The organism is Acinetobacter sp. SwsAc6 (assembly GCF_013391565.1).
Lineage (GTDB): Bacteria > Pseudomonadota > Gammaproteobacteria > Pseudomonadales > Moraxellaceae > Acinetobacter > Acinetobacter cumulans.
In genome coordinates, this window is the sequence record NZ_JACAXE010000028.1 from 1 (window position 1) to 23,853 (window position 23,853).

Consider the following 23,853-nt stretch of genomic DNA (forward strand, 5'->3'; position numbering starts at 1 on the left):
CACGATTGATCAAAGCGCGATTGTAGGATGACCAATTGGTTGTACGATAAATTTTAGGTGTGGGCTTATTCATTTTAGAATTATATTGCTGAATAAGCCCTTAGAGGTAGGTTTGTGCAACAAAGCCCTTCTAAAATAAGTCTTTTTAGTTCGACTTTAATTTATTTAATTCAATCTAATATGATGATTTATTTTAATAAAAAACTCAACTTTCATTTTTAAAGATATTTTTTTAATCGATTTTACTATTTTATGCACTATAAGTTAAGATTAACTAATTAATAAAATAATCTATACAGCTTATCTTTAAATTTAAAACTTCATTCTGCTACAGAATCAATTCTATAAAATACAATAAATGTATTCATACCCATATAAAAAGCCCGAAGAGTTCGGGCTTTTTATTAACTAAACAGTTTTATTAAGCTGTTTTCATACTACCAGTTTCTTCAAACTGTGCATGCCAAGACAGTGCTTCATTTAATAAGTGTGGGGTTTGTCCCCCATGCTCACATGCACGCTCGAAATAACTTAATAAAGCTTCACGATAATCAGGATGTGCACAGCACTCAATGACTTTACGTGCACGCTCACGAGGTGCAAGTCCACGTAAGTCTGCCAAACCTTGTTCAGTCACCAAAACATCCACATCGTGTTCAGTATGATCGGTATGACTCACCATTGGCACTACAGATGAAATTGCGCCAGCTTTTGCAATCGATTTAGTCACAAAAATTGCAATATGCGCATGGCGAGTAAAGTCACCTGAGCCACCAATGCCATTCATCATTTTAGTGCCCGTCACATGCGTCGAATTTACGTTGCCATAAATATCAAACTCAAGTGCCGTATTAATTGCAATAATGCCTAATCGACGAATAATTTCAGGATTATTTGAAATTTCTTGTGGACGTAAAACGATTTTGTCTTTGTATTGATCAAAATTTTGCATCACTTTTTGTGCACAAGATTCTGACAACGTCATAGAACAACCCGAAGCAAAAGTCATTTTTCCTGAATCAATCAGCTGGAAGGTGCAATCTTGTAAAACCTCAGAGTACATTTCTAAATTATTAAAATTAGAATGTTCAAAACCAGCAAACACGGCATTGGCAATTGAACCAACACCCGACTGTAATGGCCCTAAATTTTCAGGCAAACGGCCTTGTGCAACTTCTGCTTCAAAAAAATGAATCAGGTGTTTCGCAATTGACAGCGTATCTGTATCTGGCTCATCCATACCAAACTGTGTGTCGGGCAAATCATTCAGTACAATGGCTGCAATTTTTTCAGGGCTTACGTTAATTCCAATGGTACCGATACGATCACCCGCTTGAGTGAGTGGAATCGGGCCACGATTAGGGCGCGCTTTCGGTAAATAAATATCATGTACGCCTTCAAGAACTGGATTGATCGTATTATCAATTTCGATAATCACTTGATCTGCCATTTCGATGAAGTTCGCTGAGTTACCACAAGAACCCGTTGGAATAATTTGTCCATCTTCAGTAATTGCAGTCGCTGCAATCACTGCAACATTAATACTTGGTAAGTTATGATGACGAATATTATCAGCCATTTCAGATAAATGCTGATCGATATACATCACTTCACCATTGTTAATGGCCTTACGTAATGTTGGGTCTGCCTGATATGGATAACGGCGTTGAATGGCATGTGCCTGACTTAAGCGCCCATCAATACTATTGCCTAAACTTGCACCTGTGGCCAAAGTAATACGTAAAGGATGAGCAGCCGCGTGATCTGCCAAAGCCAAAGGAACTGTCTTTGCCTCACCGGCACCACCAAAACCACTTAAACCCACTACCGAGCCGTCTTTAATTAATTCAATCGCTTGTTGCGCAGACATAACTTTGTCGCGAAGGGAGATTAAGCGAATGCGATCTAAACCGTTCATAATAAAAATCTCATAATAAACATCAATTATTCAACCACCCCAGCGTACTGAGACGGTGTTACAGCTTGCTTATCTAAAAATTTAAAACGATGATGAATTATATTAATTCAATTGCAATCGCAGTCGCCTCACCACCACCAATGCACAGTGCAGCGATGCCTTTTTTGCCACCCGTGCGCTTTAAAGCATGCATGAGTGTCACAATAATACGTGAACCCGATGAACCTAATGGATGACCTAGTGCGCATGCACCGCCATTTACGTTCACTTTCGCTTCGTCGAGCTTAAAGCCATCTATCGCAAGCATCGTCACCATGGCAAAAGCTTCGTTTACTTCCCAAAGGTCAACTTCGTCTGCTGTCCAACCTGCTTTTTGTAAAGCTTTCTCAATCGCTCCTACTGGTGCAATTGTAAACTCAGATGGATGCTGTGAATTTGTCGCGTAAGCAACAACCTTAGCCATTGGCTTTAAGCCACGTGCATTTGCTGTTTCTTCAGAAGTAATCACCAATGCCGAAGCACCATCTGAGATTGAACTCGCATTCGCAGCAGTAATTGTGCCGTCTTTTTTAAATGCTGGACGTAAGGTTGGAATTTTTTCTGGTTTTGCACTCAAAGGCTGTTCATCAGTATCAACAACCACATCGCCCTTACGTGATTTTACTGTAACAGGTGCAATTTCAGCCTTGAAATAACCACCATTTACAGCCGTTACCGCTTTATTCAAAGAGTTAATTGCAAATGCATCTTGCTGCTCGCGGGTATAGCCTTTTTTATCGGCCATTTCCTGTGCCAAAATCCCCATAGAAAAGCCAGTTTCAGCATCTTCTAAACCTTCTTGGAACATGTGATCCGTGGTTTTACCATGCCCCATGCGATAGCCTGAGCGTGCTTTTTCCAGTAAATATGGTGCATTTGACATAGACTCCATGCCACCTGCAACCACAATTTGTGCAGAGCCCGCTTTAATTGCATCGGCTGCTTGCATCACAGCTTTCATGCCAGAACCACAAATTTTATTAATTGTGGTCGCGCCTGTTGAATCAGGTAAACCTGCAAGTCGCATTGCTTGACGTGCTGGGCCTTGTTTTAAACCTGCGGGTAAAACACAACCAAAAATCACTTCATCAATATCAGTTGCCTGTAAACCTGAACGTTCCACAGTTGCTTGAATCGCAACAGCGCCTAGCTCTGGTGCTGTACATGATGAAAGTGAACCCTGAAAACCACCCATCGCTGTACGAACGCCATCAACAATAACAATCATTTTTATACCATCCTGTATTTATACATCTTGTTTACCCTAAGAAGCTTAATTCTTCTTAGGGCATTTCCATCTATAATCGTAAACTGTTTTTTAATTATGCTTGTGCAGTAAAGTAGTCTTGCGGTAATTGCATAATTAAATCAGCACCTGCGTAAATACGCTCTGCGCGTGCAGCTAAGTCTGGTAGCACTTTTGCAACATAGTAATCTGCAAGCACAAGTTTATATTGATAGAACGGCTCTGCTTTCACACGAGCAGCTTCATGAATACGTGCATACATATAAACAAAGCTGAGTAAGCCCACAACATGTAAGTAATCCACTGCCACAGCATTACTAAAGTTAGGATTTAACTTCGATTGTTCAACAACAAATTGCGTTAATGCTTCTACTTTCTCACATACATTCAAGGCTGCTTGTTTTACTTTTGAATCTGGCATGTTATTGCTAAATTCGCGAATTTCAGCCATATACTCTGCAACAAATGCACCTGAGCATTTCGTGGTTTTACGGCCAATTAAATCAATCGCTTGTACACCATTAGTGCCTTCATAGATTTGTGCAATACGTAAGTCACGAATACACTGTTCCATGCCCCATTCACGAATATAACCATGTCCACCAAAGCACATTTGAGCTTCTAAAGTAGCTTGCAATGCAGTATCAGTTAAATAGGCCTTAGCAATTGGTGTCAGTAATGCAACACGGTCATTGGCTTTACGAACAGCCTCAGCATCGGTTGAGTATTTTGTGATATCTAATTGCTGACCTACATATACGGCAAACGCACGTGATGCTTCATTATTTGCACGTACATTGAGCAACATACGGCGTACATCACCATGTACTAAAATTGAATCAGCGGGTTTTTCAGGACTTTGAACACCTGTAGCTGCGCGACCTTGTAAACGATCTGTCGCATATTGCGCTGCATTTTGATAAGCATATTCTGAAGCACCAATACCCTGAATACCCATTGATAAACGTTCATAGTTCATCATAACAAACATGCCAGCAAGGCCTTCATTTTCATTGCCAACCATGTAGCCTTTAGCACCATCAAAGTTCATCACACAAGTTGCAGAGCCTTTGATGCCCATTTTGTGTTCAATTGAACCTGCGGAAACGGCATTGCGCTCACCTAATGTACCGTCGGCATTGACCAAAAATTTCGGCACAATAAACAACGAAATACCACGTGAACCAGCAGGTGCATTAGGTGTTTTTGCCAACACTAAATGAATAATGTTTTCGCAAAGATCATGCTCACCGCTGGTAATAAAAATTTTGGTACCCGTAATATTGTATGAACCATCATCATTCGGTTCAGCTTTGGTTTTAATAATCCCTAAATCTGTACCAGAGTGAGGCTCTGTCAAACACATCGTACCTGACCATTCACCTGTATAAAATTTTGGTAAATAGGTTTCTTTTTGTTCTTGAGAAGCACGGTCATTAATGGCCATCCCCGCGCCAACTGTGAGTAGCGGATAAAGCATAAATGATGGATTGGTACTCCAAATCATTTCATCTGCCAACACAGTGAGCATTTTTGGCATACCTTGGCCACCCCATTCTTCTGGAGCACCTAAACCTACCCAACCACCTTGCGCAAATTGATTAAACGCCTCTTTAAAACCTTCAGGTGTTTTTACTTCACCTAGGTTAAATTGAGCACCACCTGATTCATCAGCACTACGGTTAAGATCTAAAATGACATTTTTAGAAAATTTAGCCATTTCTTCTAAAATTGCATTTGCGGTTGCAACATCTAAGTGCGCTAAATTTTCGTTGGCTTGCCAAAACTCATCAGCTTTAAATACATCATTTAAGATGAAGTCCATGTCTTTGAGTGGTGCGTTATAAATTGGCATTTAATAGTCCTTAATTTATTACATGCTGATGCGAAGCTTCAGCTTTTTGCAGATAACAGTCAGCTATAAGAAAATACTTGGCATTTCTTAGGCTTAAAATTTAAATTTCTGAGAGCGATACGGTCAGATAAATTGATCTGAAACAGTGTTAAAAACGTGCTAAGACAATAGAATAATTTATTTTAAAATGGAATTTTATTTGCCAAATATGACCTCAAGGGTTCAGTTTTCTTGACATTGGGCGCTAATACTACAAGATTGTTCACATATTCTTCATCTTTGTATTAAACGGCTATTTTTAGTTCAAAATAGAATACACTGCTCGACCTTAGTGTTATTTTAGCAAGCATTAAATCACCGTAATCTTCTATCATATTCTCCATTGATGTATTTGGAATAAAAATGACTACAGTACGCCAACAAAATTTTCTACAACGCAAAGAGAAAATTTTAGCGATGGCCGAAACGTTATTGCTAGACAACAATCAGGACATTACTTTAAGTGAATTAGCAGGCGAATTAGATATTGCTAAGGGCACGATTTACAAACATTTTAAAAGTAAAAACCAGCTGTATTTAGAATTAATTATTTTAAATGAGCAACGTTTGCTAGAGATTTCCAAAAAATATAATCACGATATTAAAACCTATGTTTCACAATACATGCTCTACAACATGCTGAATTCGAATCGAACGATTCTTTTGCATGTAATTGAAGAACGCCTAACAAATAATGAGCGCAAACTCAAAGACTTATTTGAAGAGCTTTATCATATTCGTGAGCAACGAATACTTGAAATCAAAGATTTGTTTGCGCACCATCTCAAAGAAACCAACAGCATGATGTCGATTCGTGACTATTTATCCTATATTTGGACGGTCACTTACGGCGCTTCACTTTTATTAAACTCAACGCACTATCAAAAATCGATCGGTTCACGAGAGCGCTTAATTAAACTTTATGTCAATCAAGCACTGATGACACCAGATAAAATTGCAAGCCAAAACAATTAAGTCTTGTTCTTTCTACATTTATCAATGCTGTTCAAAGTAGCACAATTTTAAAAATGGCTAATTTTGCACACAATAAAGCCCAGTTAAACCGGGCTTTATTGACAACAGTTAAATTATTTAGCTCGTAACCATTAAGCCAATTGCACTGCTGGAAAGCCATCTTCCGCTAAAACCTCTAAAAGTTTTTGCTGTTCCGCAGTACTATCAACTTCCACAATTTTACTTGCAACATCAATATTTACTGTCGCATTTGGATCAAGGTCTTTAATACTCGCAGTCACGCTACGTGCACATCCGCCACAGGTCATTGCATCGATACGTAGTTTCATAGCATTTTTTCCTCATGTTTGTTGTGTTAAACAAAGCTATACAACGATATTTAAAAACTTAAAGCTTCCAATAGGGTGAAGGTCAAGCCCCTAATTCATTCCAAATTCAATTTTATTTAAAATTTCGCATTCAGATTGCTGATTTCCAGCACAACAATGGACAGACTGTTCTAAGTGATCCACCATGGTTTGTAAATCTACAATTTTTTGTTTTAACGCCAGAATATGCTTTTGAGTTAAATCTTTTACTTCGGCACTTTGTCGGTCGTGGTTTTTCCACAGCTCTAGAAGCTCTTTCATTTGCTCTGTAGAAAAGCCAAGTTCTCTGGCATGTCGAATAAAATGCAAGGTTTTTAGGTCGTCTTCACTGTACATCCGATAACCTGCATCGCTACGTTTAGATGCTGGCAATACGCCAATGTCTTCATAATAACGAATCATTTTTGCAGAAATGCCCGAGTTTTTTGCAACTTGTCCTATATTCATGTGTTAAGACTCCAATTTCATTGGCTTACTATCAGCGATGCTCTGTGCCCATGTAGGCTGATAACGCTTTAAGCGTAGCGCATTACTAATCACAAATACTGAGGATAATGCCATCGCTCCAGCAGCAAACATAGGCGAAAGTAATATTCCAAAAAATGGATATAACAGCCCTGCCGCAACTGGAATTAAAGCCACATTATAAATAAAAGCCCAAAATAAATTTTGACGGATGTTATTCATGGTTGCGGTACTCAAGCCAATTGCAGTTGGTACTGCTTGTAAATTTCCAGACATCAGCACGACATCTGCAGCTTCAATTGCAATATCTGTTCCTGTGCCAATGGCTAAACCAACATGAGCCTGTGCGAGTGCTGGAGCATCATTAATACCATCCCCAACAAAAGCGGTAATGCCATATTTAGCTTGAAGCTGTTTTACGGCATGTACTTTCTCATCGGGTAATACTTCTGCAATCACCGTATCTATCTGCAGCTGTTGTGCAATCGCCTGAGCCGTATGTGCATTATCCCCAGTAATCATGGCAACTTTTAAGCCTTGTGCATGTAAAGCACGGATTGCACTAAAAGTGGTTTCTTTAATTGGATCTGCAACGGCAATAATGGCTGCTAAATGCTGATCAATTGCAACATACAGGGGTGTTTTCCCTTGCTCGCCCAGCTGTTGTGCCATGGCTGTAAAGACATCAATATTTAACCCTAAATCAAGCATTAAACGTGCAGCACCAATATGAATTTGCTTTCCATGTAATTCAGCACGAATACCCGCGCCTGTAATTGAATCGAAATGGTCTACATGAAGACATTCAAGTGATAAATCCTGAGCGGCTTGTACAATTGCATAAGCAATAGGATGCTCTGATTTTGCTTCTACAGAGGCCACCCATTGTAAAACTTCATGCTCATTAAAGCCTTCAGTCACCTGAAAATCAGTCAGTTGGGGTTTGCCTTCGGTCAGCGTCCCAGTTTTATCAACTGCAACGACTTGAGTTGCTTTAAGTTGTTGTAAGGCTTCGCCTTTACGAAATAAAACACCTAATTCTGCACCACGCCCCGTACCTACCATAATCGACATTGGTGTTGCCAAGCCCATTGCACACGGGCACGCAATAATCAGTACAGCCACAGCATTGACTAATGCATAGGTAAGACTCGGTTCGGGCCCAACTAAATACCAAACTACAAATGTGAATGTAGCCAATAACATTACGGCGGGTACAAACCATAAAGTGACTTTATCCACTAAGGTTTGAATTGGAAGTTTTGAACCCTGTGCCTTTTCAACCATGTGAATAATTTGTGAAAGCACTGAGTCTTGACCCACAGATGTTGCTTTTACTGTCAAATTGCCATTTTGATTAATAGTTCCCCCAACAACGTGTTGCCCTGCAACTTTTTCAACGGCTAAGGGTTCACCACTAATCATGGATTCATCAATATAGCTAGCACCTGAAATCACTTCTCCATCTACAGGTACTTTTTCACCTGGACGAACTTCAAAGACCATACCAGACTGGACTTGCTCTATCGGCATTTCTATAAAAGTACCATCTTGCATAACACGTGCAGTTTTGGCTTGAATACCCATCAAATATTGTATGGCCTGTGAAGTTTTACCTTTGGCTTTGGCTTCTAAATAACGTCCCAATAAAATTAAAACAATAATGACTGCTGCAGACTCAAAATAAACATGCACCGTACCTTGTGGTAATAACTGTGGCATAAAGAGTGCAATACACGAAAATAGATACGCAGAGAATGTGCCCACAGCCACCAAGGAATTCATGTCTGGTGCTAAACGTAATAAAGCTGGAATCCCATGCTGATAAAAACGACGTCCCGGTAACAGTAAAACCAAACTTGTGAAGATAAATTGGATATACCAGCTATTTTGTAGGCCAATAAAACCATGTATCCAATGATGAAAAGCTGGAATCAAATGGCTGCCCATTTCTAAGACAAAAACAGGAAGCGTAAAAATGAAAGCAATGATTAAATCACGTTTCAGTACCTGCATTTCTTGTTGTTTTTTTTCAGTTCGTGTTGCGTCTAATGCTTGTGCGAGACGAGCTTCATAACCAGCCTTTTTTACTGCCTGTATTAATGTTTCGGGTTGACCACCGTACACCATGGCTTTTTCAGTTGCTAGATTAACAGTGGCATGACTCACGCCATCTACTTTCATTAAAGCTTTTTCCACACGTGCAACACATGAAGCACAGGTCATCCCGACCAGATCTAATTCTATGGGTTGGGTTGCAATACTATAGCCAGCTTTTTCAATCGTTTTATACAGTTGCTGTATATTCAATGAGCTCAAGGCGTTTACGGTAGCTTTTTCCGTGGCCAAATTAACAGTGCTGTGCAGTACACCATCAACTTTATTCAGTGCCTTTTCTACTCGTGCAACACATGACGCACAGGTCATACCTTCAATAGGAATTTCTACTTGTTGGGTTGCAACATTAAATCCTGACCGTTCAATTGCTTGAACAACACGATTAAGCTCAATGGGTTGCTTACTCTCAATATGGGCTTGTTCAGTCGCCAAATTAACCGTAGCATTTTCTATCTGCTCGATTTTATTTAATGCTTTTTCTACTCTTACAGCACATGAGGCACAAGTCATCCCTTCAATATCTACAGTAAGTTGATATTGTTCTTGTTTTTTTTCAGCGCTTGCGGTCGACATATTAAATGCCTCATAAATGATTAAATTAATATCTATAGCTTAAACATTGCCATATTGGTAAGGTCAAGCCATCACCATAAAAAAAACAGGCGCATCCGCCTGTTTTTTTATTTACACATCCAATCATTGATAATGATTGTACGGTCTTAGTCTGCAGAAATATCTTCAAACAGTACTGAAGATAAATAGCGCTCGCCACCGTCTGGTAAAATCACCACAATAGTTTTACCCGCATTTTCTGGTCGTGCAGCCAATTTGGCAGCAGCAGCCATAGCTGCACCACTCGAAATACCCACCAAAATACCTTCATGAGTCGCTGTTTTACGCGCCCATTCAATTGCTTCAGCACTCTCAATTGCAAGTACTTCATCAACTAAATCAAGGTCAAGGTTTTTAGGAATAAAGTTCGCACCAATGCCCTGAATTTTATGTGGCCCTGGTGTTAAAGTTTCCCCGCGTTTTGCCTGACCAATAATTGGAGACTCTGCTGGCTCTACCGCAACCGAATAAACAGGCTGATTTTTCACTTGCTCAAAATAACGTGAAATACCTGAAATCGTGCCACCTGTACCTACGCCTGATACTAAAATATCAACTTTACCGCCAGTCGCTTCCCAAATTTCAGGGCCTGTGGTTAATTCATGAATTTTAGGATTTGCTGGGTTTTCAAATTGCTGAGGCAAATAATAAGTTTCTGGATGTTCTGCAACCAAACGTTCAGCTTCTTCAATCGCACCTTTCATGCCTTTTGCAGGCTCGGTTAATACCAAGTTTGCCCCAAAAGATTTTAAAACTTTACGGCGCTCAATACTCATGCTGGCTGGCATCGTTAACGTAATATCATAACCTTTAGCAGCTGCAACAAAAGCCAAAGCAATACCTGTATTACCACTGGTTGGCTCTACAATATGCATACCCGCTTTTAACAAGCCTTTTTCTTCAGCATCTGCAATTAAAGCAGCACCTACACGGCACTTTACAGAAAATGCAGGATTACGGCTTTCTACTTTTGCCAAAACCGTTGCATCCGACTGAATAACACGATTAATGCGTACAAGTGGCGTATTACCAATAGCCTCCGCATTATTGCTATAAACAGCAACACCTAAATTACTTGGTACTGGAAAAGCACTATCAGTTGTCATGAGTATTCCCTTAATTTTATACATCACTGCAATCTTAAGCATCATAACGCCAATTTGAAAGTGCTGTATATTTTTTGCCTAAAATACATAAATTTGTGCTAAATTTTTAATCGCCTTGTATATTCGTTATTCGATGTAGTAAATAAATGCATCTTTTTGATACATATAATTTTTATTGATATTTATTTTCACTAAAAACCATCAATTATCGGCATTTTTTTACAGCGCCTACGTCAGATAACCGTATACTTATTCCACGCCAAACCTATATGGATACTCTGAAATGAATACGGATCTAGAAATCACCAGTTTGCGTGATTCTGCAGATATCGTCGTCGGTGTTCTAAAATCCTTAGCAAACACTGATCGGCTACTTATATTATGTCACTTAGCGCAAGATGAACTAAATGTTTCACAAATCGAGCAAATGACAGACATCTGCCAACCCACATTATCTCAACAACTGATGATGTTACGTAAAAGTGATGTGGTGAGCACACGACGTGATGGCAAGCAAATTTATTACTCAATTAAAGACGAAAATTTGGTTACCGTACTCAAAACATTGCAAGATTTATATTGCACCGCACCTGAAGTCTAAAAAAATTCTTGGCTGACAGTACCTAAAAACAATTCTTCATTGACAGCCAATAGCCAGATTTTTTAGTCCCCTTATTCAACAAATCGCCATCCTCAGCAAAAAACCATATTTCACTTCGCTCTCTTATTACTTTAATTTTATCTCCATGCCTTAAAAATAAAGCATCAGAAATTTTGGCAGGACTTCTTAGCATTTTTTATGCATAATATATATTAAATTGTGATTTAGAATTTTTTATGTCAGATTTAAAACAACGCATCTTGGGTTATTTTCCTGCGTGGCAATGGCTACAAGACTATCATTTAGGTAAATTTAAATCTGACGTATTGGCTGCATTAATTGTGATTGCCATGTTGGTGCCACAAGGGATGGCCTATGCCATGCTTGCAGGTTTACCACCCATCATGGGCTTATATGCCAGTATGTTACCCATGATTATTTATGCTATGACAGGTAGTAGCTCGACTTTATCAATTGGGCCCGTCGCCATTATTTCTATGATGACATTTGCTACCCTCAACCCTTTATTTGAAGCTGGCTCACCAGTTTACATAGATGCAGCTATGTTATTGGCGGTAATGGTCGGGGTGATTTCTTTTTTATTGGGTATTTTTAGGTTTGGGTTTTTAATCCAATTGATCAGCCATCCGGTTATCAAAAGTTTTATTATTGCTTCTGCACTTATTATTGCTTTAGGACAAATCAAATTTTTGCTCGATGTTCCTTTAAATGGCAATAACATTCCGCAATTTATTCAAAGTGCTTGGCAGTATTTATCCTTCACTCATGTGTTTTCCTTAGGCTTTGGCCTGATCGCAATTTTATTTTTAATTTATGCGCCCAAATTACTCAATAGCCAAGCTATACAAGGGCGAATCGGCTCAACCACTTTTTTAATAAAAGCACTTCCCTTAATTTTGGTGGTCATTTCCATTGCACTGACCATAGGCTTTGGCCTAAAAGCCTATGGGCTTAAAACAGTCGGTGAAATTCCTTCAGGATTTCCCCCTTTACACATGCCTTTCTGGACATGGGAATTGGTCATTAAATTGCTTCCTGGCGCAGCGATGATTGCCATGATCAGTTTTGTCGAATCATTGTCCATTGCACAAGCCACAGCACTACAGCAACGTAGCCATCTCAATAGTAACCAAGAACTAGTCGCTTTAGGGCTTGCAAATTTAAGTGCAGGTCTAAGCTCGGCATTCCCTGTAACAGGCAGTTTGTCTCGTACTGTTGTTAATGCCGATGCTGGTGCTAAAACGCCTATGGCTGGCGTTTTATCCTCAATCTTTATTATTATTGTGACGTTGTACTTTACGAGCTTTTTTAAAGATCTGCCTTTGGTTATTTTGGCTGCCACTATTATTGTATCTATTTGGAAATTGGTAGATTTCAAACCTTTTGTGGATACTTGGCACTATTCAAGAGCTGATGGCATTGCGATGTGGATTACGTTCTTAGGCGTGATTGTTATTGATATTTCAACGGGCTTAATGATCGGTATTATCTCTACCTTTATTCTTATGCTTTGGCGTATTAGTCGACCACACATGGCCGTGATTGGCTTGGTTGAAGGCACACAACATTTTAGAAATATACAACGCCGTCATGTGGTTACAACTGCAGATATTTTATCTGTTCGTATTGATGAAAGCCTCACATTCTTAAATGCCAATGCATTAAAAGGCTTTTTGATTAATGAAATTAGCCATCAAACTGAACTACGCCATGTAATTTTGAATTGCTCTAGTGTCAGTAGTATCGACTACAGCGCATTAGAAATGCTTGAAGAAATTAATGCAGAGCTTAGCAAACTCAATATTCGGTTGCATTTTTCAGAGGTCAAAGGTCCCGTCATGGACAAACTACAGCAATCTAAATTGCTTAAGCATTTAAGTGGCCAAATTTATTTGACGCATTTTAAGGCTATACAAAGCCTTTCTCCTAAAATTCTTGAATATCAAATCTAAGTGATAAAAAGCCTCAGCTTATGAGGCTTTTTATCAATAAGTCATGTATTTTATTCAAAATCCAATGTATTTTTGTAAAAAATGCAACTGAAAAACAATAACTTAATTTTTATATTCATTTTTCTTACTAGCTAATAATTTTTTCAGTATAAAATAGGCGCCTAATTTTCATCAATTTTGTCATTGTAATTCTGACAAGGCTCTCCTATGTTCACTGCTTTTACGCGTTTGAGTTTAGTAACCCGAATTATTATCGCCATTATTTTGGGCGTATTGGTTGCTGTTTTTTTCCCAAATGCAGCTCCTTATCTAAGTATGCTAGGTGATTTATTCATCAAAGCATTAAAATCTGTTGCGCCAGTTCTTGTATTTGTCTTGGTATTGGCTTCCATTGCAAACTTTAAAGTTGGTAGTAGCAATGCTTACATTAAGCCAATTATGTTGATGTATGCCATTGGTATGTTCTTGGCTGCTCTAAGTGCAGTCATTGTCAGCATTTTCTCGCCAAGCACTTTATTCTTGAATGTTCCAGCACAAGCTGATTTGACACCACCAGGAAGCCTTGCAGAAATCATGAAAAATTTGTTATTGAGTTTCGTTGCAAACCCAGTAACTGCTATTTCTGATGCTAACTTTATTGGTATCTTGGCATGGGCTGTAGCACTAGGCATTGCATTTCGTCATGCTGCTGACACCACTAAAACCTTCCTTACAGATGCAGCCAATGCAGTTAACAGCGTGATTCGCTTGGTTATTAGCTTCGCTCCTGTGGGTATTTTTGGTTTGGTTGCGGTGACATTTGCAGATGCAGGTTTAAGCACCCTTGCAAGCTATGCACATTTATTAGCGGTATTGATTGGCACAATGTTCTTTGTTGCTTTGGTGATCAACCCAATTATGGTGGCATTTGTAACACGCTCAAATCCATATCCATTGGTGTTCCAATGCTTACGTGAAAGTGGTATTACTGCATTCTTTACGCGTAGCTCTGCTGCCAATATTCCTGTGAACTTGGACTTAGCAAAACGTTTAGGTGTACCTGAATCAACTGCAAGTGTTGCTATTCCACTCGGTGCAGCAATTAACATGGCCGGCGCTTCTGTAACAATTACAGTGCTTACACTCGCAGCAGTAAATACCTTAGGAATTAACGTTGATTTCACAACAATGTTAATTTTATCTGTGTTGGCAACTATTTCGGCATGTGGGGCATCAGGTGTTGCTGGCGGTTCATTATTATTAATTCCTGTTGCCTGTGGCTTATTTGGTATTTCATCAGATGTTGCTATGCAAGTGGTTGCAATTGGTATGGTGATTAGTGTTTTACAAGACTCTACCGAAACAGCCCTAAACTCTTCGACTGACGTATTATTTACTGCAGCTGTAGACCGTGGTTTAAAGTAATATACTCATTCGTATATAAAATGCGCTGTTTATTATGCCATTTCAAACTTTACCAGCATGGATACAACTTGGCGCATTCTTTCTTGCGATGAATGCAGGCATGATCAATGTCATTGGCTTGGTCACTGTTCTGCATCAGTCTGTATCTCACATGACCGGCAACGTCAGTATGCTTGCTCAAGCCATCATCACATGGCAACCCGAACATGTGTTGTATTTGGTTCTGGTCATTCTTTGCTATGTGATTGGCTCATTTTATAGTGGGCTCATTCTGGGAAATAGTCACTTTCGCTTAGGGCGCCTTTATGGCATTCCCTTAAGCTTGGTGGCTTTTTTTATTTTACTCTGTTGGCTATTGGTACCTTATTTCCCAAGATATGCACTTTTATGGGCTTGTGTGGCAATGGGCGTACAAAATGCCATGGTTAGCCACTATAAAGGCACAATTATTCGCACCACGCATTTATCTGGTGTATTAACCGACTTAGGTTTAGCACTAGGTTATCAGCTACGTGGCCTTCCAGTAGAAAAACGCAGAATATTACTGCATGTACTCATCTTAATGGGTTTCTTTTTAGGCGGGATAGTTGCTTCTTTACTTTATCCTTTATTAAAATTGAATACATTCTTAATACCCGCAGCCTTAAGTCTTTGTATGAGCGCTGTGTACTGGGTCATTTATTTGCGCTATCGGCACATTCAACATTAGTTTGGACTTTTTTTCATGGTTAAAAATGCATTACAAGCACAGCTGCTCAAAGCTGGCTTGGTCGACAATCAAAAGGCAAAAAAACTGTCAAAACAAGCAGCTCACGCAAAACGTACTGGCGACAGCAATGAAGCAGAAATAAAGGCAAAAATTGCGCAAGATCAGCAGCAAAAGCAAGCGCGTGACCAAGCTATTGAACAAGAGAAAAAAGCTGTTTTACAAGAAAAAGAGCTAAAAGCTGCCATTGTACAAATGATTAATCAGCATAAAATTCGCCAAACCGATGGCGATTCTGTGTATCAATTTATTGATGAAAACAAAATTAAAAAGGTTTACATCAATCAACAAATTTATAATGCTTTGGTTGCTGGTAGTCTTGTTGTTGCAAAAGACAACGACAGCTATGCATTTTTACCTAAGCCATTGGCTGAACGTATTAACAGCAAAATGGAAGGCTTTATTATTGTCAATAATTCCGAGAAGAATGAACAAACCACTGAGGAAGAAGATCCTTACGCAGCGTACGTCATTCCAGATGATTTGATGTGGTAATTCTTGCTATAAGCAGTATTAAAGCCCCGTTGTTTTGCACATGGGGCTTTTTTAATAATATAAGCAGTAAATTAATCAGCCAGTAAGTCTGCCAATACTTGATCCATGAGCTCACCTTGTTGTGGTTGCGTTTTCCAAATGCATTGACTCGCCTGCATGGCCTGAACAAAACTTGAATCGTCATAAACAATCGTATTTAAAAATCGCATGCCTGGCATGTCTTGTAATAACTGGTTGGCTTGTTCGATTTCTTGCGCTTCAGTTTGCATGGGTATTTTGTTCAAAAGCACATATACACGTAATTGTGGATTGGATTGCTTCATGGCTATCGCCAGTTCCACCATCTCAGCAAGGAGCTTTAAATCTTGCGCTGTTACACCAGTTGGAATAATCATTTTATGCGCATGCTTTAATACTGAGCGTAGTGCTTTACTATCGTGTCCATCAATATCTACCACTATCTTATCGTATTGCTTTTGCAAATGCTGTATGCGCTTATCTAGTGTGATGGCATCATTTTCTGAGACATCGAGGTGCTCAAAAGCGAGATTTTTATCATGTTTTAGCGCCCATTCAAAATGGTCAGTGCTTAAATCTGCATCTAAAAGCATAGTTTTGTGATTTTGCTTTAAATATTCACACAAATGCATTGCAATGGTGGTTTTACCTGAGCCAGCTTTTAAACTGCTAATCACATAAATATTTGCCACTGTTTATCCCCCCCTTTAATTATTTTAACGCCAGAGCAAAAACAGCGCCTGCTCAATTATTTTTCTATATATATTTTCATGTGCCGATTCTCAAAAGTGAACCCTACTGACTCGTCATTCATCTCGTTTTATTTATTCATTACACTAAAATATATTCAAATTTAGTCAATTACTCTCACCAATCAAAACAGCTTTTAGATCGTAACTCTGCTATAAGTACAATTGCTATAAAGGTATGAATTTCAGTTAATATAGAGCGGTAACGCTACAAAGAAAGGTGATTGTCGTATGTTAAAGTGGTTTGAAAAATTGGTAGATCCCTACCCAACAAAAGGCTTAAATGAACCTTTGCCTACCACTTTCTTTGCCTTTGTTTGGAAAGCAGCAGATGGCGTAAAGCGCTATTTACTACTTTTGGTCTTATGTACAGCTGGTGCTGCCAGCTTTGAAGCACTACTCTATGCCAAAATTGGTGACTTGGTGAACTGGTTGAGCCAAAGCCAGCCTGAAACATTCATGGCGAATCATCAGCAAAATTTGATTATTTTAACCAGTATTTTACTGGCCAATGTTTTCTTCTCCAGCTTACAAACCATAGTTAAACATCAAATGCTCTATAGCAGCTTTCCGATGCGATTACGCTGGCGTTTTCATAACCTTTTACTACAACAAAGTCTCGATTTTTTTCACAATGATTTTGCCGGTCGTTTATCTGCCAAAGTCATGCAAACTGCATTAGCAGTACGCGAATTTTGGATTATTTTAGGCGACATGTTGGCCTATGTTTTAATTTATTTCGTCACCGTCAGCTTGGTATTTGCTGCCATTTCGCCAATGCTACTCATCCCACTGATGTTGTGGCTTGTTCTGTTTATTGCATCTGCAGCATACTTTATTCCAAGGCTCAGTAAAATTTCCAATCAACAAGCCGATGCACGTGCCGTAATGACAGGCCGAGTTACAGACGCCTACACCAACATTCAAACGGTGAAGCTGTTTGCACATGCTGGCCGTGAAAGCCAATATGCCAAAAGCTCAATGCAAGAGTTTATGGTGACGGTGTTTAAACAAATGCGTTTAGGTGCACGCTATTCTATTAGTATTAGCATTTTAAATATTGTGCTATACGGCGGTGTGATTGGAACAGCCGTATATTTATGGCTACATGGACAAGCTGAACTTGGTGTGATTGCAGCTGCAACAGCAATGATTTTAAAGCTGAGTAGTATTGCTGAATTTATTATGTGGCAAACTTCTGCACTGTTTGAAAATGTCGGAACAATTCAAGATGGTATGAAAACTTTAGGGCGCCGTATTAATATTCAAGACAAAGAAAATGCCCAAGAGCTACAAGTACCGCATGGTGAAATTAAATTTGAAAATTTAAGTTTTGCCTATAATGATAAAAAAGTAATTGATCAGTTCAATTTAACCATCCAACCTGGTGAAAAAATCGGTATTGTGGGGCGCTCAGGTGCAGGTAAATCCACACTTATTCAGTTACTTTTACACTTTTATCGTATCAACGAAGGTCGTATTTCGATTGATGGACAAAATATAGAAGATGTTACACAAGACAGCTTAAGAAAAAACATTGCTTTAGTCACGCAAGATACTTCGTTATTGCATAGAACCGTTGAAGAAAATATTAAATATGGTCGACCAGATGCTTCAGATGAAGAAATGTTTGATGCCGTACGTAAAGCCAAAGCAGAAGAGTTTATCCCTCAGTTGGTCGACTTACGTGGCCAAAAAGGCTATGACGCTTTTGTCGGTGAGCGTGGTGTAAAACTATCGGGTGGACAACGTCAACGTATTGCAATTGCACGTGTATTTTTAAAGGATGCACCTATTTTAATTTTAGATGAAGCCACCAGTGCTTTAGACTCTGAAGTTGAAGCAGCCATTCAGTCCAGTTTAGATGAATTGATGCAAGGTAAAACTGTGATTGCGATTGCACATCGTTTATCTACGATTGCACAAATGGACCGCTTGATCGTACTTGATCAGGGTCGCATTGCAGAACAAGGCACACATGATGAATTAGTTGCTTTAAATGGAATTTATGCACATTTATGGCAACGTCAAACAGGTGGTTTTTTACTCGAGCAGTCTTAATTTTTAACTATTCTGTATCGGAACATAAGGAAATTTAACCGCATGCTATATTTGGAAGATATTAAAATTGGCGATCGCTTTATCAGTCGTGACTATGAAATGACCCTTGCGGAAATTAAACAATTTGCACAGGCCTATGATCCACAACCCTTTCATACCGACGAAGCACTGGCAGCCGAACACCCAATTTTCCAAGGTATTGCAGCCAGTGGTTGGCATACAGCAGCCGTCACTATGCGCTTATGGACAGAGTGCTTTCCGATCGCCAATGGCCTGATTGGCTCTGAAACCAGTGTGCGCTGGCCACGGCCGACCCGACCAGGTGATAAAATACATGTGGAAGTTGAAATTGTTGCGATCACGCCATCGCGTAGTAAGCCTGATCGTGCCATTGTGACTTACATTACACAAGCACTGAATCAAACGCAGGATGTAGTTTATATTTCCACCACAAAAATTGTGGTATTTAAAAAAGAAACATCTTAAATTCAGTACTGCTATTTTTAGTTTCGAAGCTTTACTTGAGCTCAACAGTCTGGATGCATATTGTCCAACAATTTTAATGGGCTTATCTTGGATTTCATGCCAATATAAGTCCGAATATAAAAATATAAAATGATTGCAATGGATCGCGCATGAAAACAAACGCCACACGTCAAGATCAAGGTATACCAGGTGTTTATGGCTTACTTCTTTTAGATGTAGTCTCTCGTTGGGGTTACAATGATCAAACTCTATTTTCGCCATTTGATCTCAATAGCGAACAACTTGCAGATCCTGATTATCGCATCCCCACACCTGTCGCGAATCAATTGATTCAACATGCTTTAAGATTAACGGGTGAACCAACTTTAGGGTATCACCTTGGCAACCAAATGCGGATTTCTATTCATGGTTTTATTGGTTATGCCATTATGACTGCTGAGAATATTACCGATGCATTAATCTTAGCCAATCGATTCATACAACTGCGTTTACCTTTTTTACAATTATTTTTTTCGACTTTTGGCAACAAGGCAACCATACAATTACAAACTGATATTGAACTTGAGCCAATTCGTTCAGAAATTTCGATCGCCTTAATGTTCGGTCTCGTCAGTATGGGTAAGGCAATTACCGGCGTAGATGATGCTTCAGGGGAAATTGATTTCGATTTTCCACAGCCAGAAGGCTTTGAGCGATTTATGGCCAAGTATCCAAATCATACTTTCCGTTTTGATCAGCCTCACCTACTCTTGAGTTTTAACAAAAACTATTTAAGCAATAAACTGGTCAATGCCGATCCGATCGCCAGCCAAATTGCAATTAATCAATGTGAAGCTGAACTTTCTGCTTTAGGTGAACGCCATCGAATTGCAATGCGTGTACGGGATATTCTAACGAACTCAGAGCAACATTATTTAAGCATTGAAGCCGTCGCTGAACGCTTATTTATGTCAGATCGAACGCTGAAACGTCAATTGGCAGCAGAAGGCACTTCTTTTTCTACCTTGGTCGATGAAGTTAGATACCGTCATGCCACCTCCTTATTATCCCGCACTGACTTTACCTTAGAGCAAATTGCCGATGAACTTGGCTATAGCGACGTTGCAAATTTTAGTCGTGCTTTTAAACGTTGGAGCGGTCGTAGCCCAAGTAACTGGCGTAAAGACCCTTATTTATAATTCTGACTGATTATTGCTTTTTTTTTTAACTAAAAGCATGTATAAACATGCAAAAATGACTTTCACAGCTTTAAGGAGTTATCCATGAATCATCCTTCAGAACTAAAATATGCACGTACACATGAATGGGTGCGTATTGAAGGTGATCTTGTTGTAACGGGTATTTCAGACCACGCTCAAGACGCGTTAGGTGATTTAGTTTATGTTGAAGCACCTGAAGTAGGTCAAAAAATTACTGCTGGCGAACAAGCAGGTGTAGTTGAATCAGTAAAAACTGCATCTGATATTCATGCACCTATTACGGGTACTGTTGTAGAAGTTAATCCAGATTTAGAAGATGACCCTGATTTTGTAAATGATTCGCCTTATGACAAAGGCTGGATTTATAAAATTAAACCAGACAATATTGCAGATGTTGAAGACTTACTCAGCAGTGCAGATTACGAAGCTGGCCTTTAATTTAGTATTCTAAGTTTGAAACCAAATAAAATCAGCCAGATGGCTGATTTTATTTTTCAGTGATAATAATTGGTTCGACTCAGCCTAACCTATCTCGTTTTGTTATGTTTAAAACCAATAGAATTCAGGTTTTTCTCAATATGAATTGTACGAATAACCCGAATTAAAAATAATAAAGGCATGATTTTTATCATACCTTTATTCAATAGCGATACGTTTAAATACGAGCAAATTTGCTTAGGATGCCTTCTCACCTTCAGCGGGCTCTTCTTCCTTGCTTTCACTCATCATACTAAAACTAGAGGTTGACTCGAGTGCAGGGTTTGCACGGCTACTTTTCAATTTAATTTGTAAACGTAACTCATTGGTTGAATCGGCATTACGCAGCGCTTCATCATACGAAATTGCGCCTTCGTTATATAAATCAAATAATGCCTGATCAAAAGTCTGCATACCAAGCTCACGTGATCTTGCCATAATTCCTTTTAATTCATGGAATTCACCTTTTAAAATCAAGTCTGAAATTAATGGTGTATTCAACATAATTTCCACAGCAACACGGCGCCCTTTACCATCTTCTGTACGAATTAAACGTTGCGAAATAATCGCCTTCATATTAGACGATAAGTCCATAAGCAACTGATTTCTATGCTCTTCTGGGAAGAAGTTAATAATTCAGTCCAAGGTTTGGTTGGCATTATTGGCATGCAAAGTCCCCAAACATAAGTGCCCTGTTACAACAAAGGCAATCGCATGTTCCATGGTTTCCGTATCACGGATCTCACCAATTAAAATAACATCGGGTGCTTGGCGCAAGGTATTTTTTAAGGCGTTGTGCCAAGAATGACAATCCACACCAACTTCACGGTGGGTAATCATCGATTTTTTATGCTTATGTACATATTCGACTGGGTCTTCAACCGTAATAATATGACCAGCTGAATTTTCATTGCGATGGTCAATCATGGCAGCCAAGGAAGTTGACTTACCAGAGCCTGTACCACCAACAACCAATACCAAACCACGTTTTTCCATAATCACATGCTTAAGTGATTCGGGCAATTTTAACTGGGTAAATGTTGGAATTTCATTGGTAATGGTACGAATGACCATACCTACATTTAATTGTTGCTGAAATACATTCACACGAAAACGTGAAATTTCTGGCACACTAATCGCAAAGTTACATTCTAGTTCCGCATCAAATTCTTTACGTTGCTTTTCATTCATTAAGCTATATGCAAATAATTTGGTCTTATCTGGTGTTAATGCTTGTTGACCAAAAGGCTTCATTAGACCTTGGTGCTTAATACTCGGTGGAAAATCTGCCGTAATGAATAAGTCAGAACCGCCGTACTCAACAACTTTGGTTAACATGTGGAACATTAAGCGACGTGCTTCTTCAAGCAACTCAGCTGAGTACATAGTGGTTTTCCCCAAACACAAAAAGCAGTAGACTTAATCGAGTAAAGCCTACTCATGATTATTTTTTAAAATTCAATTGTGCATGTTTTTTATTATGCGCTCAATTATAAACATCTAATTTTAAAACATTTTCTAATAAAAAATGTCTATATCATCATATTTATAGGTAAAATATTGACTTATGACCTTTTGTCGCTGGACTAAAATGCAAATGTAAACACAAAAGTGGCCAAGTCAAATACTCAGCCACTTCCAAAAGTTGATCATAATCTTCACGCGCTACGCTTTAAACTTTGAGTACGTAATTGTTCGGCAACTTCAAGTAAAAGATCCTCGGTTTTGCTCCATCCTAAGCAACCATCAGTTACAGATTGTCCATAACACATCTGGTCAGAAATTTTTTGTGCGCCATCCACCAAAAAGCTTTCTAACATAACACCACGCACATTACTTAACTGACGTTCTAATACAATTGTGCGTAGCACTTCAGGCTGTAACATTGGATTTTTACGGCTATTTCCATGGCTACAATCAATCACTAAAGCTGGCATTTCATTCTTAATTTTCGCTTGGATTTTTTCTATTTCAGCTAAGGCATAGTTTGGGCCAGTATTTGAACCACGTAAAATTAAATGTGCTTTTGGATTACCTTTAGACATCAAAATACTTGGTAACCCAGATTGACTCATGCCCATGAATTGATGCGGTTGCGATGCAGATTGAATCGCATCTAAAGCAATTTGAATTGAGCCATCTGTACCATTTTTGAAGCCAATGCTATAAGGCATGTGACTCGAGATTTCACGGTGAATTTGTGATTCGCTGGTGCGTGCACCAATTGCACCCCATGCCAATAAGTCATCGAAATAGGCTGTGGCCATTGGGCTTAAAATTTCTGATGCAATAGGTAAACCCATTTCGATAATTTGCAAATAAAGCTCACGTGACTTTTGTAAACCTGATTGCATATCTGATGAATTGTCTAAATTTGGATCATATAGGAAACCTTTCCAACCCACTGTGGTACGTGGTTTCTCAATGTATGCACGCATGACAAGGAATATTTGGTCTTGAACTTGTGCCTGAATTTTTTTGAGTTTTTCTGCATATTCAAGTGCAGCAACAGGGTCATGAATGGAGCATGGTCCAGTAACGACCATTAAACGGCGATCTTTGCCTTCGAGTATATTTTGTATAGTTTGACGCTGAGTCGCAATTTGCATTGCCAATGTATTTGAAAGTGGTAATTGCGCTTTCAATTGGTGCGGTAAGCTTAAAATAGTTTCTGCTGTAACAGTTTTTTCTAATGTGATATTTAAGGCATTCATTGGTCATTCCTTTGGACTGTGCGCATGACAGTCCGATCTTTTATTTGAGCGTTATGGGTCTAAGGGATTGCTGGCTGAGTGTCATAAATTGACTAAAGTAAAACCAATATGCGCTGCTAAAATATGAATAGTTAAAAGTCATCATGTCTAATCTTCCAAAAGTGTTATA

The 23,853-nt window shown here is 39.0% G+C and carries 19 protein-coding genes and 2 pseudogenes; 10 read left to right on the forward strand and 11 right to left on the reverse strand.

From position 1 onward, the window contains the following. Positions 1 to 421: 421 nt before the first annotated feature. The 3 genes from HYG93_RS15160 to HYG93_RS15170 form a co-directional block, all read right to left on the reverse strand. Entirely contained in the window at positions 422 to 1,918 is a 1,497-nt protein-coding gene (locus HYG93_RS15160) for a succinate CoA transferase (protein ID WP_171406238.1), read from the reverse strand. 97 nt (positions 1,919 to 2,015) lie between these two features. Continuing rightward, the gene (locus HYG93_RS15165) at positions 2,016 to 3,191 is read right to left on the reverse strand and encodes a thiolase family protein (protein WP_106985183.1); all 1,176 of its coding nucleotides are present in this window, start codon (positions 3,189 to 3,191) and stop codon (positions 2,016 to 2,018) included. Positions 3,192 to 3,279: 88 nt separating this feature from the next. Continuing rightward, on the reverse strand, positions 3,280 to 5,058 hold the full coding sequence (locus HYG93_RS15170) for an acyl-CoA dehydrogenase C-terminal domain-containing protein (protein WP_178962609.1): 1,779 nt from the start codon (positions 5,056 to 5,058) through the stop codon (positions 3,280 to 3,282). Positions 5,059 to 5,460: 402 nt separating this feature from the next. Here HYG93_RS15170 and HYG93_RS15175 point away from each other — a divergent pair, with 402 nt between their 5' ends. Beyond that, positions 5,461 to 6,072: a TetR/AcrR family transcriptional regulator gene (locus tag HYG93_RS15175; protein ID WP_106985185.1), complete on the forward strand. Its 612-nt coding sequence runs from the start codon at positions 5,461 to 5,463 to the stop codon at positions 6,070 to 6,072. 131 nt (positions 6,073 to 6,203) lie between these two features. Here the strand turns inward: HYG93_RS15175 and HYG93_RS15180 are convergent, their stop codons facing one another. The 5 genes and pseudogenes from HYG93_RS15180 to cysK all read right to left on the reverse strand — a co-directional run bounded on the left by HYG93_RS15180 (position 6,204) and on the right by cysK (position 10,741). Next, positions 6,204 to 6,401, reverse strand: coding sequence for a heavy-metal-associated domain-containing protein (locus HYG93_RS15180; protein ID WP_106985186.1), 198 nt, complete (start codon positions 6,399 to 6,401; stop codon positions 6,204 to 6,206). A 90-nt stretch (positions 6,402 to 6,491) separates the two neighbouring features. Beyond that, entirely contained in the window at positions 6,492 to 6,887 is a 396-nt protein-coding gene (gene cueR, locus HYG93_RS15185; protein ID WP_106985187.1) for a Cu(I)-responsive transcriptional regulator, read from the reverse strand. 3 nt (positions 6,888 to 6,890) lie between these two features. Then, positions 6,891 to 9,389 carry a heavy metal translocating P-type ATPase gene (locus HYG93_RS15190; protein WP_372659128.1) on the reverse strand — a complete coding sequence of 833 codons (2,499 nt, stop codon included), beginning with the start codon at positions 9,387 to 9,389 and terminating at the stop codon, positions 6,891 to 6,893. A gap of 36 nt (positions 9,390 to 9,425) precedes the next feature. Continuing rightward, a pseudogene (locus HYG93_RS19700) lies at positions 9,426 to 9,596 on the reverse strand (cation transporter); the annotation flags it as partial. Positions 9,597 to 9,742: 146 nt separating this feature from the next. Then, complete coding sequence (gene cysK, locus HYG93_RS15195; RefSeq protein ID WP_106985189.1) at positions 9,743 to 10,741, reverse strand: cysteine synthase A; 999 nt, start codon at positions 10,739 to 10,741, stop codon at positions 9,743 to 9,745. A gap of 283 nt (positions 10,742 to 11,024) precedes the next feature. Between cysK and HYG93_RS15200 the strand changes: the two genes are divergently transcribed. The 5 genes from HYG93_RS15200 (at position 11,025) to HYG93_RS15220 (ending at position 15,980) form a co-directional block, all read left to right on the forward strand. Continuing rightward, complete coding sequence (locus tag HYG93_RS15200; RefSeq protein WP_106985190.1) at positions 11,025 to 11,342, forward strand: helix-turn-helix transcriptional regulator; 318 nt, start codon at positions 11,025 to 11,027, stop codon at positions 11,340 to 11,342. Positions 11,343 to 11,578: 236 nt separating this feature from the next. Further along, positions 11,579 to 13,315, forward strand: coding sequence for a SulP family inorganic anion transporter (locus tag HYG93_RS15205; RefSeq protein ID WP_178962610.1), 1,737 nt, complete (start codon positions 11,579 to 11,581; stop codon positions 13,313 to 13,315). Between the two features lie 207 nt (positions 13,316 to 13,522). Next, on the forward strand, positions 13,523 to 14,719 hold the full coding sequence (gene sstT / locus HYG93_RS15210) for a serine/threonine transporter SstT (RefSeq protein ID WP_106985192.1): 1,197 nt from the start codon (positions 13,523 to 13,525) through the stop codon (positions 14,717 to 14,719). Positions 14,720 to 14,753: 34 nt separating this feature from the next. Then, on the forward strand, positions 14,754 to 15,428 hold the full coding sequence (locus HYG93_RS15215) for a YoaK family protein (protein ID WP_106985193.1): 675 nt from the start codon (positions 14,754 to 14,756) through the stop codon (positions 15,426 to 15,428). Between the two features lie 15 nt (positions 15,429 to 15,443). After that, entirely contained in the window at positions 15,444 to 15,980 is a 537-nt protein-coding gene (locus HYG93_RS15220; protein ID WP_117007145.1) for a DUF2058 domain-containing protein, read from the forward strand. A 71-nt stretch (positions 15,981 to 16,051) separates the two neighbouring features. On the opposite strand, the gene HYG93_RS15225 is transcribed toward HYG93_RS15220, so the two are convergent. Continuing rightward, positions 16,052 to 16,690: a division plane positioning ATPase MipZ gene (locus HYG93_RS15225; RefSeq protein ID WP_106985195.1), complete on the reverse strand. Its 639-nt coding sequence runs from the start codon at positions 16,688 to 16,690 to the stop codon at positions 16,052 to 16,054. A 288-nt stretch (positions 16,691 to 16,978) separates the two neighbouring features. Between HYG93_RS15225 and HYG93_RS15230 the strand changes: the two genes are divergently transcribed. The 4 genes from HYG93_RS15230 to gcvH all read left to right on the forward strand — a co-directional run bounded on the left by HYG93_RS15230 (position 16,979) and on the right by gcvH (position 20,931). Next, on the forward strand, positions 16,979 to 18,808 hold the full coding sequence (locus HYG93_RS15230) for an ABC transporter ATP-binding protein (RefSeq protein ID WP_106985196.1): 1,830 nt from the start codon (positions 16,979 to 16,981) through the stop codon (positions 18,806 to 18,808). A gap of 42 nt (positions 18,809 to 18,850) precedes the next feature. Next, complete coding sequence (locus HYG93_RS15235) at positions 18,851 to 19,294, forward strand: MaoC family dehydratase (protein WP_106985197.1); 444 nt, start codon at positions 18,851 to 18,853, stop codon at positions 19,292 to 19,294. 149 nt (positions 19,295 to 19,443) lie between these two features. After that, positions 19,444 to 20,472 carry an AraC family transcriptional regulator gene (locus tag HYG93_RS15240; RefSeq protein WP_106985198.1) on the forward strand — a complete coding sequence of 343 codons (1,029 nt, stop codon included), beginning with the start codon at positions 19,444 to 19,446 and terminating at the stop codon, positions 20,470 to 20,472. Between the two features lie 84 nt (positions 20,473 to 20,556). Further along, complete coding sequence (gene gcvH / locus HYG93_RS15245; RefSeq protein WP_120365371.1) at positions 20,557 to 20,931, forward strand: glycine cleavage system protein GcvH; 375 nt, start codon at positions 20,557 to 20,559, stop codon at positions 20,929 to 20,931. Positions 20,932 to 21,168: 237 nt separating this feature from the next. Here the strand turns inward: gcvH and HYG93_RS15250 are convergent. Both HYG93_RS15250 and HYG93_RS15255 read right to left on the reverse strand, forming a co-directional pair. Then, positions 21,169 to 22,356 (reverse strand): annotated as a pseudogene (locus tag HYG93_RS15250) (PilT/PilU family type 4a pilus ATPase). Positions 22,357 to 22,628: 272 nt separating this feature from the next. Next, positions 22,629 to 23,684 carry a 3-deoxy-7-phosphoheptulonate synthase gene (locus tag HYG93_RS15255; RefSeq protein WP_120365372.1) on the reverse strand — a complete coding sequence of 352 codons (1,056 nt, stop codon included), beginning with the start codon at positions 23,682 to 23,684 and terminating at the stop codon, positions 22,629 to 22,631. Between the last annotated feature and the right edge of the window lie 169 nt (positions 23,685 to 23,853).

Bases quoted from the DNA above. Each gene is read 5' to 3' on its own strand.
- HYG93_RS15160 (WP_171406238.1), bottom strand. From the start codon at position 1,918: ATGAACGGTTTAGATCGCATTCGCTTAATCTCCCTTCGCGACAAAGTT.
- HYG93_RS15170 (WP_178962609.1), bottom strand. From the start codon at position 5,058: ATGCCAATTTATAACGCACCACTCAAAGACATGGACTTCATCTTAAAT.
- HYG93_RS15175 (WP_106985185.1), top strand. From the start codon at position 5,461: ATGACTACAGTACGCCAACAAAATTTTCTACAACGCAAAGAGAAAATT.
- HYG93_RS15180 (WP_106985186.1), bottom strand. From the start codon at position 6,401: ATGAAACTACGTATCGATGCAATGACCTGTGGCGGATGTGCACGTAGC.
- cueR (WP_106985187.1), bottom strand. From the start codon at position 6,887: ATGAATATAGGACAAGTTGCAAAAAACTCGGGCATTTCTGCAAAAATG.
- cysK (WP_106985189.1), bottom strand. From the start codon at position 10,741: ATGACAACTGATAGTGCTTTTCCAGTACCAAGTAATTTAGGTGTTGCT.
- HYG93_RS15200 (WP_106985190.1), top strand. From the start codon at position 11,025: ATGAATACGGATCTAGAAATCACCAGTTTGCGTGATTCTGCAGATATC.
- HYG93_RS15205 (WP_178962610.1), top strand. From the start codon at position 11,579: ATGTCAGATTTAAAACAACGCATCTTGGGTTATTTTCCTGCGTGGCAA.
- sstT (WP_106985192.1), top strand. From the start codon at position 13,523: ATGTTCACTGCTTTTACGCGTTTGAGTTTAGTAACCCGAATTATTATC.
- HYG93_RS15215 (WP_106985193.1), top strand. From the start codon at position 14,754: ATGCCATTTCAAACTTTACCAGCATGGATACAACTTGGCGCATTCTTT.
- HYG93_RS15220 (WP_117007145.1), top strand. From the start codon at position 15,444: ATGGTTAAAAATGCATTACAAGCACAGCTGCTCAAAGCTGGCTTGGTC.
- HYG93_RS15230 (WP_106985196.1), top strand. From the start codon at position 16,979: ATGTTAAAGTGGTTTGAAAAATTGGTAGATCCCTACCCAACAAAAGGC.
- HYG93_RS15235 (WP_106985197.1), top strand. From the start codon at position 18,851: ATGCTATATTTGGAAGATATTAAAATTGGCGATCGCTTTATCAGTCGT.
- HYG93_RS15240 (WP_106985198.1), top strand. From the start codon at position 19,444: ATGAAAACAAACGCCACACGTCAAGATCAAGGTATACCAGGTGTTTAT.
- gcvH (WP_120365371.1), top strand. From the start codon at position 20,557: ATGAATCATCCTTCAGAACTAAAATATGCACGTACACATGAATGGGTG.
- HYG93_RS15255 (WP_120365372.1), bottom strand. From the start codon at position 23,684: ATGAATGCCTTAAATATCACATTAGAAAAAACTGTTACAGCAGAAACT.